Origin of the sequence: Yersinia sp. KBS0713 (assembly GCF_005937895.2) — a bacterium.
Taxonomy (GTDB): Bacteria; Pseudomonadota; Gammaproteobacteria; order Enterobacterales; family Enterobacteriaceae; genus Yersinia; species Yersinia bercovieri.
This window is the reverse complement of the sequence record NZ_CP042173.1, coordinates 529,223-542,142: the sequence shown is the minus strand read 5'-3', so window position 1 is coordinate 542,142 and position 12,920 is coordinate 529,223. Positions and strand designations below refer to the sequence as shown.

Here is a 12,920-nt window from a genome sequence, read left to right as displayed (position 1 = left end):
AATCACTTTTTGGAGAAGTCGTCGATGAACAAATTACAAGATACTGGCCTGTTGGTAGCGCGCATTCTGATGCCAATGCTGTTTATTGTGGCCGGTTACGGCAAAATGGGTGATGCCTATGCTGGCACCCAACAATACATGCAAGCCATGGGTGTCCCTGGTTTCTTCCTGCCACTGACGATTTTGTTGGAATTTGGCGGCGGTCTGGCTATTTTGTTTGGTTTCTTGACCCGTACCACCGCGCTGTTCACTGCTGGTTTTACCATTTTGACCGCATTGATCTTCCACACTAACTTTGTGGAAGGCGTTAACCAACTGATGTTTATGAAAAACTTGACCATCGCTGGCGGTTTCATCGTTCTGGCCGTCGCCGGCCCTGGTGGCTTCAGTATCGACCGCCTGTTGGGTAAAAAGTGGTAATCAAGGCCTAAAAGCAGTCATGACGACTAGACTATAATTAATGCGCCCTATCATTTGGTAGGGCGTGTTTATTTAGGGGATATAGATGGGACAGTTAATTAACGGTGAATGGAAAGATATCTGGTATGACACCCAATCTACCGGTGGTCATTTCAAGCGCAGTAGCTCGCAGTTCCGCAATTGGGTCACGGTAAATGGCGAGGCAGGCCCGCAGGGTAAGGCGGGTTTTAACGCCGAGGCGAATCGCTACCATTTATATGTCTCGCTTGCCTGCCCTTGGGCCCATCGAACTCTGCTGATGCGTACGCTAAAAGGTCTGGAGCCTCTGATTTCCGTTTCAGTTGTACACCCGCTGATGCAGGAACATGGCTGGACTTTCGCTGACGATTTCCCCGCCGCTACTGGCGATAACCTTTATCAGCTCGATTATCTGTATCAGCTCTATCTGCGCGCGGACCCAGCTTATAGCGGGCGCGTGACAGTTCCGGTGTTGTGGGATAAGCAGCAGCAAACTGTCGTTAGCAATGAATCAGCCGACATCATTCGCATGTTCAATAGTTCTTTTGATGGTATCGGAGCTAAAGTTGGCGATTATTACCCTGCGGCATTACGTAGTGATATTGATGATATCAATGACTGGGTCTACGATCAGGTCAATAATGGGGTGTATAAGGCGGGATTTGCTACCACTCAGCCAGCCTATGACGAAGCGGTCAATAGCTTATTCGATGCCCTGGATCGACTGGAACAGATTTTAGCAAAACAGCGCTATCTGACCGGTAACCAACTCACCGAAGCCGATTTGCGCTTATGGACCACACTGGTGCGCTTCGATCCGGTCTATGTCACCCACTTCAAATGTGATAAACGGCGCATCAGCGACTACCCGAATCTCTATGGTTTCCTGCGAGATATTTATCAGATGCCCGGTATTGCTGAAACAGTGGATTTCGCCCACATCCGCCATCACTACTACCGCAGCCACGGCACCATCAATCCATATGGAATCATCTCCATCGGCCCGCAGCAAAATCTGCTGGAGCCTCATGGCCGAGATAGCCGCTTTGCCTAAATCCACCTTGCCGCTCAACACAACAACTCAAGGCGAAGCCGTCCTATCCTCGCCCCAAAAGCTTAGGGATCTCCCGCAGACACCACGACTTAGCCTCGCCCATACTATCCCGCCGCCACGCCATAATAATATCCGCCTCACGGCTATACTCCGGCCCGACAACCCGCAAACGTCCAGCTTCGATATCTTTTTCGACCATCTCATACGGCATGGTCGCCACCCCTAAACCGGCTAACAGCGCCCGCCGTTTGTCCTCAATGGTACTGACAGTCAACCGCTGCTGTTTATCCAGCAATTGCACGGTCAACACCGGCCGCTCACGAGCAGTATCGGCGACAGCAACACCACGGTATTTCACCCGCGTCAGCTCTGAAAGCGGTTCCGGCTCCAGATGGATTGGGTGGTCTGGGCTGGCAACATAGACGCTGGTCACTTTGTACAATTTGCGGCTGTTAATCTCTGAGGAGGCGCGAAAATGCATGTCGGGCGCTATCACGATATCTGCCCGCCCCTGCTCTAATCGCTCCCATGCCCCGGCTAATACTTCAGTAAAAATAGAGACTTGCGTATTGGCTTTGAGCGCCAGTTTGTCCACCAGCGGGAAGAGTTTCCATGCAGGTGAGAGCGCCTCACTGACGATAGTAATGTGGGTTTCCCAACCGCGTGCCAAGGCCTCGGCGTCGGTGGTTAACTTATCTGCCGCTTCCAACAGCACCCGCCCACGATCCAGCAACATGCGGCCCACATTGGTAAACTTGGTGCGATGCCCAGAGCGGTCAAACAGCACCACATCCAGCTCCTCTTCAAGCTTTTGCATGGTGTAGCTTAACGCAGAAGGCACCCGCCCCAACTCATCAGCCGCCGCTGCAAAACTGCCACGACGATCAATGGCATCCATCACTCTCAATGCTTCTAACGTTAGAGCCCGATCTTTGGCCATCATTTTCTCAATCAGGAAATTTGAATATAGCGACCAGATTAACTGGCTAACAATCCGGCGTCCAGACGCATACCATGTCTTTATCGATTAATCTCTTCAATATATACCCAAAACCATTGGTGTTGCAGATCAGCCGCTAACAACAGTGTAATACCAGGTACGCAGGGTATGGAGGCCATCATGATCACATGCAGAACAGCAAAACAGTGCGGGCAAGCTGACTTTGGTTGGCTTCAGGCCCGCTATACTTTCTCATTCGGCCACTATTTTGATCCCAAATTATTAGGCTACGCCTCACTACGCGTCTTGAATCAGGAGGTGCTGGCACCCGGTGCCTCATTCCAACCGCGCACCTACCCACGGGTGGATATCCTGAATCTGATTTTGCAAGGTGAAGCGGAGTATCGGGATAGTCTGGGTAACCATATACGCGGCAAGACCGGCGATGTGCTGCTCTTCTCGACGCAGCCCGGTGTCAGCTATAGCGAGCATAATCTAAGTGCAGATCAACCCTTAACCCGCATTCAGTTATGGCTCAATGCCTGCCCGGAGCAGGAGAGTCATCCTGCTCAGCATTTGTCACTATGCACTCAGCCATTGCGGCTACTGGCTTCGCCTGACGGCGAGCAGGGTAGCCTGAAGCTGCGCCAACAAGTGTGGATTCATCATCTGGACTTAGCTGCGGGTGAGCAATATACGATTAATCTGCATGGCCCTAGGGCATATCTGCAATCCATTCATGGAACAGTTGCCGTGGAGGGGCCACAAGTCAGCGAAGCTCAGCGCCTAACCTGCGGCGACGGGGCTTTTGTGCAAGAAGAGCAGCATTTAGTGATTAAAGCAGAGACGCCACTGCGGGCGCTACTGATTGATTTGCCAGAGTGAGCAGAGTAGCTATCACCAAAAATGCCACCTAATAGTGGCATCTCAGTGAGAGTGGCAACTTAAGCTTTTAGCGACGCCATATCAATCACGAAACGGTATTTCACATCGCTTTTCAGCATACGTTCGTAGGCGTCATTGATATCTTGAATGTTGATCATCTCGATATCGGAGGCGATGCCATGTTTGGCACAGAAATCCAACATTTCCTGGGTTTCCGCTATGCCGCCAATGCATGAACCCGCCACCGAACGTCGCGCCAGAATCAATGGCATGGTGTTCAACATCGGGCTGAGGTCGCCCAAGAACCCCACAAACACCAGTGTGCCATCCACATTCAGCGTCGGCATGTAAGGGTTGATATCATGCACGTAAGGGACGGTATCGATAATCAGATCGAATTGCCCTTTAGTGGCGGCCATCTGTGAATCGTCGGTGGATAACACGATGTGATCGGCCCCTAAACGGCGGGCATCGGCCTCTTTACTCGCTGAACGGGTAAAGAGTGTCACTTCAGCACCCAGTGCATTGGCCAACTTCAATGCCATATGGCCCAGGCCACCCAACCCGACAACCGCCACTTTACTGCCCTTACCCACTTTCCAATGACGTAGCGGCGACCAGGTGGTGATACCCGCGCACAGCAGTGGCGCGGCGGCTTTCAGATCTAGACCTTCGGGCATTTTCAGTACAAAATCTTGTGATGCAACAATAGCTTGTGAGTAGCCACCAAAGGTTGGCGTATGGTCATGGCGATCAACCCCATTGTAAGTTTGCACATTGCCAACTTCACAATACTGCTCCAGCCCCTGCTGACAGGGTTGGCACACGCGACAGGAGTCCACCATGCAACCAATGCCGGCAAAGTCACCCACTTTGAATTTGGTGACATCTTTGCCGACCGCCGTCACTCGTCCAACCACTTCATGACCAGGCACCAGCGGATAGGTGCTGAACCCCCAGTCGTTGCGCGCCTGATGCAGATCAGAATGGCAAACGCCACAGTAAAGCACCTCCATCACCACATCATCGGGGCGAGGATCACGGCGGGTAAACTCTAACGGCGCCAAAGGAACTTGTGCTGACTTGGCAGCATAACCGAGTACTTTCATTGTCATCTGGTATCTCCGGTATTATGAGTACAGTAACTTTAAACGCGATAAGCAGCCCCACCAACACGGGCAGATGGCGTCGCCTGAAAAGGCGCATCAATGCGCACCTGGCCGCTAAAGTAACTCTCTGGGCCTGAACGAGAAGGCTGGGAACCACTTGGCGTAATTTTCACTTTTTCCTCCACTGCGGCAACAGCCGCCGGACTTAACATGGACAATATAACTGTAGACGCTGCGAGTCATTTCATCGTTATTCCTCAATTCAAGCTGGCTAGTGCGCTGAGCGAAAGTAGCAAATACCTGAGTGGAAGATTAGAGGGATAAACTCGCATGGTTCTATGAATTTAACTCATAAGTTTGGGGGAGCAAGTCGCGAAGGATATGATTGCGGTGCGGATTGGGCCAGATATGAGCATGGCCGTGGTCGGCTCCCCCACTTATCTGGCTAAATATGGCGTGCCTGCTACCCCGGCAGAGTTACAAAATCATCGTTGCATCAATATGCGCCTACCAACCATCGGTGGCCTTTATGCTTGGGAGTTCGAAACGGCGGGACGTGAGCTAAAAGTGCGGGTTGATGGTCAACTCACCTTCAATAGTTTGCGCCAACGTATTGATGCCGCTGTGATTGGTTTTGGTCTGGCATACGTACCGGAGGATGCAGTAAAAGATGAGATTTCCAGCGATAGCTTGATTCGCGTACTGGAGACCTGGTGCAAACCCTTTCCTGGCTACTATTTGTACTACCCCAGCCGCAGGCAGCATACCACCGCCTTTTCACTGTTTGTTGATGCCCTGCGCTATCACGGTTAACAGAGCAAAAGTTGGCCTGAAAGATGCGGGTAGCCTCCCCTTTCGGCTCTTTTTCTTTATTGTAATTTTCTTTTGCATCGCTATAATTTAGCCGGCTAAATAAAAAAGTGGGCAATATGGAATATAAAGCAAGAGCGTTGCCAACCCGCGAGACACTGGCCCGCGTGCAGAATCAAGAGAATCTCGACACAGATGTTTCGGGTGTGGATTTAGTCTTAAATCTGATCACTACAGCCGATTTAATTCGCTCGAGTATTTACGCACAACTTTCTGATAAATATGACATTTCTGAAGGTAAATTTATTCTATTAATGTCACTTTATGGCGAAGGCGAAACTGCTGCCAGCGAGCTGGCATTGCGAATTGGTGTCGCCCCTGCGACCGTCTCCGTCATGGTCAAACGTATGCTCTCCATCCCCGAGCCATTGATTACTATGACCCGAACTCATGCCGATGGGCGCTCCCGCTTAATTGCGTTAAGCGCCGCTGGCCGCCGCGTCATTAAAGAGGCGCTGCCGGGTCATATCAACGCCATTCGCGCTTTTGCCGAAGTGCTGGATGATCAAGAGCGCGAATCTCTGATTTTAATGCTGCGCAAACTGCTGCGAAAACACACCTAAAAATAGCTCAAAATACTGGGTTTATCAGGGTAAACCCTCTTTTTAACCATCTACTTAGTCGGCTAAATAAATTGAATCCAGAACAAGAAAACACCTTAAAACCAATAAAGAGAATTGCAGTGACTTTCTTGATACTGCTGCTAGTTGGCTCGAGCCTTATCTATTTTGGATCGAGAAATGATGCGGTATCCGTGGCACAAAGTTTGAAATCGGGTGTACTGACCGCAGATAAAATCAATATTGCGTTTGAGAAGGTCGGCGGGAAACTTATCACGCGTCATGTGCAGGAATCTCAGAGGGTTCAGCAAGGTGACATCCTCATGGTGCTGGATGAAGTGGACACTAACATCGCCATTGAGCGCCTAAAGGCAGTTATCCGTTCTCAGCAGGCGTCTATTCGTCTGGAAGAGTCTGCGACCCGAATCGCAAATGATGAAACTAAATTAACGGAAGTCTCTTCCTGGCGAAAAATCGAGGAGATTCAGGCCACGCTGAGTGCCGCTCGCGCCAGTGAAGAGCTGGCCCGCACTGACTTTAATCGTGCGCTGAAGTTGAGTCACACCGGCAGTGTCTCGCAATCAATGTTGGATAGTGCAAAAAGCACCTTAACCCAGAGCCATGCGGCGGTGGTGCAAGCAGAGCGCCAGCTTGCTTCGGCCATGATTGGTACTACACCAGAACAGATGAAACGGCTTGCGGAGAAGGCGAGCGCTCAGGGCATGACACTGCAAGCTATCGCCAACTCGCGCGAGTCGATCAAAAATCGCGAAAATGTGCTGGATCAGCTTCGTGCTCAGTTAGCCCAGTCTCAAGCGGAGCTTAAGCAACTTGAGGTCAATCACAGCCGCCTGACACTGACCGCACCTGAAGCGGGTAAGGTCTTAAAACTTCTTTATGAGCCGGGTGAAATTGTCCCAACTGGCGCCCCTGCGGTTCTTCTGGAGAGTGACCGCAGATATGTTGATATTTACGTCAATGAGAATATGGTTAGCGCCTACCAACCGGGTACGGCAGTGAGCGCACAAGTGCCTGCACTTGCTACTCAAGTTAAAGGTGTGGTGCGTTTTGCGAATGCCGCCCCCTCTTTTTCTGATTTGCGCATGACCCGAGAGCGTGGTCAGGCCGATTTGACCTCCTACCAAATCCGCATCTACACCGAAGAAAAACCGCAACTACTCACCGGAATGACACTAGAGGTGGATGATGCACAACATCGTTAAGTCCATGCTCGATGAAATTGGTGCCATGATGTCAGGACACGTGATGCCCTATCACAAGGTCGCCATTGTCGTTGCGGCGGTTATCGCATTATTGTTTTCATTGATCTTTTCTCATTCGACGGTCTTTGAAGGCAAGATTGCGGTCATTGACCTGGATGCCTCCCATTATTCAACTGAGCTAATTCAGAAGATCAATACGTCGCCCTATATTGAGGTCACTCAGGTTTTACACTCCCCCGTTAATCCGGAAATATTGACCTCACACGACCGCAATATTGGCGTGCTCTATATCCCTAAGGGGCTTGAAAAGAGTCTGAATACTGGCGACAACACTGTGCGGCTTGGTTACTTTGCGGACTACAGCAACTCAGCACAAAATGCAGAAGTGCTGCAAAATCTTCATGAATATATCCCCGAACTGGGGGCTGAAATTGGAGCCGCGCGCATCTCCTCATTAGGGCTGGGTAATGCGCAGCTAGAGGCGGCGTTGAGTCCAATGCTGCTGAAAAGTCGCAATTTATTTAACCCGACAAGCTCTGCGACCAACTCCACCAGCATTGCTTTTGTCTACTTTTTCTCCTCACTTTTTTATGGCTTGGCAACACTGATGGTCATCGGAAGGTTGAAAGTCACGGGCGCCTGGGGAAATGCCGTCTTTAACCGAGGCCCGCTGGCGCTAATGTGCCGTATGGTCCCCTATGCCCTCTTTTACACCACGGGAATTACTCTGGTGAGCGCCTTATTGGTTGTATTTGGTCAACTGCGATTTGAGGGCAACTATTTTGCCTATGTCCCCACCATATTCATGACCGGATTGGCTTTTGGTTGGTTGGCCTTGATTCTCTCCTGGAAGACGCAAAATCCGGGGGAAGGTGCCAGTCTCATGACATTCCTAGTGCCGCCCGGCTTTATTATGGGCGGGGCAACGATGGCGGTGGGTTTCATGCCCCTTTGGGCCTACTACATTAGTTATGCCTTCCCACTGGTGTGGCAGTATCGATTTTATCGCGATTTTGCTATGCGAGGGCAGACCCTTGCCGAGATGCTCCCAACTTATGGGGCCTATTTGATCTTTTTAACGGTAATCGCTTTTGTGCTGGTGTTACTCTACTACCGCACTCAAAAACAGGTTGAGGCCGTTAACTGACAGTGCTCAGATTGAGCAAATACACAGGTATTTTAATGATGTCGTCCCTCTATCGCAGTACAAAGTTTAATACCAATCAATTTACTGGAAGCACGGTAGAAAATAGTCAGTTTTTTGAATGCGATTTTTCTGGTAACGATTTAACCGATACACAGTTCATCAACTGCCAATTCTACGATCGAGAAAATCAGGTGGGCTGTCAATTTAATCGCGCAACCTTAAAAGACGCCAGTTTTAAAAACTGCGATCTAACCATGAATAACTTCATGAATATTAATGCATTGGGAATAGAAATAAGAGATTGCCGAGCTCAAGGCGCTGATTTTCGCGGGGCCAGTTTTATGAATATGATTACCGCTCGAAGTTGGTTTTGTAGTGCATATATCACTAAAAACAATTTAAGTTATGCGAATTTTTCGAAGGTTGTGCTAGAAAAATGTGAATTATGGGAAAACCGTTGGATTGGTACTAATGTTTTAGGGGCAACTTTTAGCGGATCTGATTTATCTGGCGGTGAATTCTCATCTTTTGACTGGAGTTCAGCAAATTTCACACATTGTGACCTGACCAATTCTGCCATCGGTGAGTTAGACCTGCGTAAAAACGATTTGGAGGGCGTCAAATTGGATAGTGACCAGGTATCACAGCTAATGGGCCGCCTTGGAATCATCGTTCTAGAGTGACTGGCATTGCCAAAATAAGCTAATTGACTATTTTTAACGAACAAAAACGAGCCCCGTGGGCAGCCACTCCTCTCCCTCATCAAACAAAAACCCCGCCGAAGCGGGGTTTGATGGAATGAGTGGAGTTGACCGGTAAGCCGGGTTCTGTCGTGGACAGTCATTCCTCTAGGCCAGCAATCACTCACTGGCTCAAGCAGCCTACCCGGGTTCAGTACGGGCCGTACCATGTGAACCCCTATTTGGCCTTGCTCCGGGTGGAGTTTACCATGCCACGAACTGTTGCCAGCCGCGCGGTGCGCTCTTACCGCACCCTTTCACCCTTACCTGATCCCACTTACGCGGGCCATCGGCGGTTTGCTCTCTGTTGCACTTGTCGTAGGCTTGCGCCTCCCAGGCGTTACCTGGCACCCTGCCCTATGGAGCCCGGACTTTCCTCCCCTTCACCTGTCTCCCCCGAAAGGGACGGCAGCGAAGCGGCGACTGTCTAGTCAACTCCGCGGCGGATTATAATCACATTACGATTGAATGTCATCTTCCGCTTGGTCTTGACCGCCATTTTGCTGTTCAAGTGCATATTTATAGAGCGCGTTCTTTTTCACACCGTGAATTTCTGCGGCCAAGGCGGCGGCTTTTTTCAACGGCAGCTCTTGTTGCAGCAGCGCTAAAGTGCGCAATGCGGCGGCGGGTAATGCATCATCGGTCTGCACTTTATGCCCTTCAACAATCAGTACCATTTCGCCACGACGACGGGTCTCTTCTTCCTGAACCCAAGCCAGTAACTCGCCAACTGGCGCACCATGGATAGACTCCCAGGTTTTGGTCAACTCTCTGGCCAGTACCACATAGCGTTGTGGGCCAAGTACGGTTACCATGTCCTGTAAACTTTCCAACAAGCGATGCGTTGATTCATAGAAGATCAGTGTTCGAGGTTCCTCAATCAGCGCTTGCAGAGTATCCTTACGGCCTTTGGTTTTCGCGGGCAGGAAGCCTTCGTAGCAAAAACGATCTGAGGCAAGACCGGCGGCAGAAAGGGCAGTAATCGCCGCACAAGCGCCCGGTAATGGCACAACTCTGATGCCAGCTTCACGGCAACGGCGCACTAAATGGTAGCCCGGATCATTGATAAGTGGCGTTCCTGCATCTGAAACCAGCGCAATACTCTGGCCCTCTTGCAGTTTCGCCAGTAAATGATCGGCTTTTTGTTGTTCGTTATGGTCATGAAGTGCAAATAGGCGGGCGTTGATCGCGAAATGCTGTAACAGCAACCCTGTATGACGTGTATCTTCTGCCGCAATCAAATCAACGCCTTTCAGTACCTCTAACGCCCGGTGGGTGATATCCCCTAAATTACCGATTGGGGTAGGTACCACATAAAGCGTAGATGCAGAAATCACTGCTCGATCGTGTTGATTCATTGTTTCATCCGAATTACCGATTTAATATTGAGCATCTTGAAAAAAACATCACTGGATACAGTATGCTTTCCTCAACATTCGTTCGTTCCAAAGCAGGGTTTTTCCCTGTTGTTCTTGCTGCGCTAATACTGGCAGCCTGTTCAGGCAGAGCACCACAGACACCGCCACCCGCAAATATACAGGACGAAGCCAGCGCTAACGCCGACTATTATTTGCAGCAGCTGCAACAGAGCAGTGATGATAACAAGGCTGACTGGCAATTACTCGCCATTCGTGCCCTGTTACGTGAAGGGAAGACTCCTCAGGCGGCAGAACAGCTTGCTGCACTACCGGCTAATCTGAGCGATACGCAACGTCAGGAACAGCAATTACTGACCGCAGAACTGCTGGTGGCGCAGAAAAACACGCCTGCTGCTGCCGATATTCTTGGCAAGCTAGATGCCACCCAGCTCTCCGCTAATCAACAAGTTCGCTTCTATCAGGCCCAAATTGCGGCCAATCAAGGTAGGGCTACGCTCCCACTGATTCGGGCATTTATCGCCCAGGAACCGCTGCTGAAAGATAAAGCCCATCAGGATAATATCGATAGCACTTGGCAAGCACTGGCACAGCTAACGCCACAAGAATTGAATAACATTGTGATTAATGCAGACGAAAATGTGCTGCAAGGCTGGCTGGATTTAACCCATGTGTATCAGGATAACAAACAAGATCCTGAACTGCTGAAAGCCGCGATTAAAGATTGGCAGAACCGCTATCCGCAAAATCCAGCGGCGAAGAGTTTGCCAACGGCGTTGACTCAGATAAGCAATTTCAGCCAGGCATCCACAGCGAAAATTGCGCTGTTGCTGCCATTGAGTGGCCCGGCACAGGTGTTCGCCGATGCTATCCAACAAGGTTTTACTGCCGCGCAGAGTGGGTTACCGGTAGCCGCTTCGGCTCCCGTAACACCCGATGCCACGGCGAACACCCCTTCTGATGCCACCGCACCGGCAGAAGTAGCCGCCATGGCCACTCCAGCGCCAGTAGCGGCACCGGTTGTTGCCACCAGCAATGCGCAAGTGAAGATCTACGATACCACTACCCAGCCCATTGCCGCACTATTGGCGCAAGCCCAGCAAGATGGCGCAACACTGGTTGTTGGCCCACTACTGAAGCCCGACGTTGAGCAACTGAGTGCGACCCCAAGCACCCTAAATATCCTGGCCTTGAACCAGCCGGAAGTGAACACCAACAATCCGAATATCTGTTACTTCGCACTGTCGCCAGAAGATGAAGCCCGCGATGCCGCGCATCATCTGTGGAGTCAGGAAAAAAGAGCGCCACTATTGCTAACCCCGCGTGGTGCCTTCGGTGATCGCGTTGCTAAAGCCTTCGCTGAGGAGTGGCAAAAACAGGGTGGGCAGACAGTATTGCAGCAGAATTTCGGTTCCACTGCTGAGTTGAAACAAGCCATCAATAGTGGTGCCGGTATCCGTCTGACTGGGCAGCCGATCGCCATTTCAAGCGCACCTGCTGCGGCACCCGCCTCTGTCACCATTGCCGGCCTGACAATTCCGGCACCGCCAGTGGATGCGCCGGTCGTCTCCACCTCTGCCGGTGGTAACATTGATTCGGTGTATATCATTGCCACCCCTGCTGAACTGACGCTGATTAAGCCGATGATTGATATGGCCACCAGCTCGCGCAGCAAACCTGCGCTATTTGCCAGCTCACGTAGCTATCAGGCGGGTGCCGGCCCGGATTACCGCTTAGAGATGGAAGGTATTCAGTTTAGTGATATCCCATTGATGGCAGGGGCTAATCCCGCATTGATGCAACAAGCGGCGGCCAAATATGCCAATGACTACTCACTGGTGCGTTTGTACGCCATGGGGATTGATGCATGGACATTGTCGAACCATTTTGCTGAAATGCGACAGATTCCGGGCTTCCAAGTCAGCGGCACCACCGGTGAATTAACCGCTTCCGCAGATTGCGTTATCACCCGTAAGCTACCTTGGTTACAATATCGTCAGGGCATGGTAGTACCTGCCGCGTAAAGTGATTAGGATCAGTGAGAGCAGCTAACAACCCTGTAACTTCAAGAACGAAGAGTGTTCCCAAAGTCATTGGAGTTGCAGGTAGGCAGCAAACGAACAAATCCCGATGAGCTTACTCAGGTAAGTGATTCGGGTGCGTGAGAGCAGCTAACAACCCTGCAACTTCAAGAACGAAGGGAATAGGTATGAGCCAAAAGGATACTGGCGCACATTACGAACAGCAAGCCCGTCGCCATCTGGAGCGGGCGGGCTTGATTTTTCAAGCGGCCAATGTCAGCTATCAAAGCGGTGAGATTGACCTTATCATGCGCGATGGGCCAACCTGGGTATTTGTTGAGGTTCGCTTTCGGCGCAATGCCCTATTTGGTGGTGCCGCGGCCAGCGTCACCTACCGCAAGCAACAACGGTTACTCCGAGCCGCCGCCATTTGGCTCGCTCAACGAGATGCCAGTTTTGCTACCACACCGTGCCGTTTTGATGTGTTTGCTATCACCGGTAGTCAGTTAGAATGGCTACCTAACGCCTTCAATGCGGATTAATAAGTTTCGCCGGAT

12 protein-coding genes, 1 other RNA gene and 2 pseudogenes are annotated in these 12,920 nt (G+C 50.8%); 10 read left to right on the top strand and 5 right to left on the bottom strand.

The genetic code is table 11. The features are described from left to right. Window positions 1-24 precede the first annotated feature (24 nt). Together FFE93_RS02585 and FFE93_RS02580 are read left to right on the top strand one after the other, a co-directional pair. Window positions 25-420, top strand: a complete 396-nt coding sequence (locus tag FFE93_RS02585) for a DoxX family protein (RefSeq protein WP_032898506.1) — start codon at window positions 25-27, stop codon at window positions 418-420. Window positions 421-505: 85 nt separating this feature from the next. After that, on the top strand, window positions 506-1,492 hold the full coding sequence (locus FFE93_RS02580) for a glutathione S-transferase family protein (RefSeq protein ID WP_138774739.1): 987 nt from the start codon (window positions 506-508) through the stop codon (window positions 1,490-1,492). Window positions 1,493-1,535: 43 nt separating this feature from the next. Here FFE93_RS02580 and FFE93_RS02575 read toward each other — a convergent pair whose 3' ends face one another. Next, window positions 1,536-2,432: a LysR family transcriptional regulator gene (locus tag FFE93_RS02575; RefSeq protein WP_004877882.1), complete on the bottom strand. Its 897-nt coding sequence runs from the start codon at window positions 2,430-2,432 to the stop codon at window positions 1,536-1,538. Between the two features lie 180 nt (window positions 2,433-2,612). On the opposite strand from FFE93_RS02575, the gene FFE93_RS02570 reads away from it, so the two are divergent. After that, on the top strand, window positions 2,613-3,317 hold the full coding sequence (locus tag FFE93_RS02570) for a pirin family protein (protein ID WP_032898505.1): 705 nt from the start codon (window positions 2,613-2,615) through the stop codon (window positions 3,315-3,317). 59 nt (window positions 3,318-3,376) lie between these two features. Here FFE93_RS02570 and FFE93_RS02565 read toward each other — a convergent pair whose 3' ends face one another. Further along, window positions 3,377-4,432 (bottom strand): NAD(P)-dependent alcohol dehydrogenase, encoded by a 1,056-nt coding sequence (locus tag FFE93_RS02565; protein ID WP_032898504.1) that lies wholly within the window; start codon window positions 4,430-4,432, stop codon window positions 3,377-3,379. A gap of 47 nt (window positions 4,433-4,479) precedes the next feature. Continuing rightward, window positions 4,480-4,638, bottom strand: a pseudogene (locus tag FFE93_RS02560) (cupin domain-containing protein); the annotation flags it as partial. A gap of 139 nt (window positions 4,639-4,777) precedes the next feature. Here FFE93_RS02560 and FFE93_RS02555 point away from each other — a divergent pair. The 5 genes and pseudogenes from FFE93_RS02555 to FFE93_RS02535 all read left to right on the top strand — a co-directional run. Then, window positions 4,778-5,239 (top strand): annotated as a pseudogene (locus tag FFE93_RS02555) (LysR substrate-binding domain-containing protein); the annotation flags it as partial. A gap of 116 nt (window positions 5,240-5,355) precedes the next feature. Next, a complete protein-coding gene (locus FFE93_RS02550) occupies window positions 5,356-5,859 on the top strand; it encodes a MarR family winged helix-turn-helix transcriptional regulator (protein ID WP_049602882.1) in 504 nt (167 codons plus the stop codon). Between the two features lie 191 nt (window positions 5,860-6,050). Beyond that, entirely contained in the window at window positions 6,051-7,079 is a 1,029-nt protein-coding gene (locus FFE93_RS02545) for an HlyD family secretion protein (protein WP_049602894.1), read from the top strand. Beyond that, window positions 7,063-8,226: an ABC transporter permease gene (locus FFE93_RS02540; protein ID WP_049602881.1), complete on the top strand. Its 1,164-nt coding sequence runs from the start codon at window positions 7,063-7,065 to the stop codon at window positions 8,224-8,226. Before FFE93_RS02545 ends, FFE93_RS02540 begins: the two co-directional genes overlap by 17 nt. A 38-nt stretch (window positions 8,227-8,264) precedes the next feature. Then, window positions 8,265-8,909, top strand: a complete 645-nt coding sequence (locus FFE93_RS02535; protein WP_049602893.1) for a Qnr family pentapeptide repeat protein — start codon at window positions 8,265-8,267, stop codon at window positions 8,907-8,909. 117 nt (window positions 8,910-9,026) lie between these two features. Here the strand turns inward: FFE93_RS02535 and rnpB are convergent. Together rnpB and rsmI are read right to left on the bottom strand one after the other, a co-directional pair. Beyond that, an RNA gene (rnpB, locus tag FFE93_RS02530) (RNase P RNA component class A) lies at window positions 9,027-9,405 on the bottom strand. A gap of 19 nt (window positions 9,406-9,424) precedes the next feature. Next, window positions 9,425-10,324 (bottom strand): 16S rRNA (cytidine(1402)-2'-O)-methyltransferase, encoded by a 900-nt coding sequence (gene rsmI, locus FFE93_RS02525; protein WP_032898500.1) that lies wholly within the window; start codon window positions 10,322-10,324, stop codon window positions 9,425-9,427. Between the two features lie 62 nt (window positions 10,325-10,386). Between rsmI and FFE93_RS02520 the strand changes: the two genes are divergently transcribed. Continuing rightward, entirely contained in the window at window positions 10,387-12,366 is a 1,980-nt protein-coding gene (locus tag FFE93_RS02520; protein WP_138774738.1) for a penicillin-binding protein activator, read from the top strand. 185 nt (window positions 12,367-12,551) lie between these two features. Continuing rightward, the gene (locus FFE93_RS02515; protein WP_005276638.1) at window positions 12,552-12,905 is read left to right on the top strand and encodes a YraN family protein; all 354 of its coding nucleotides are present in this window, start codon (window positions 12,552-12,554) and stop codon (window positions 12,903-12,905) included. Window positions 12,906-12,920 lie beyond the last annotated feature (15 nt).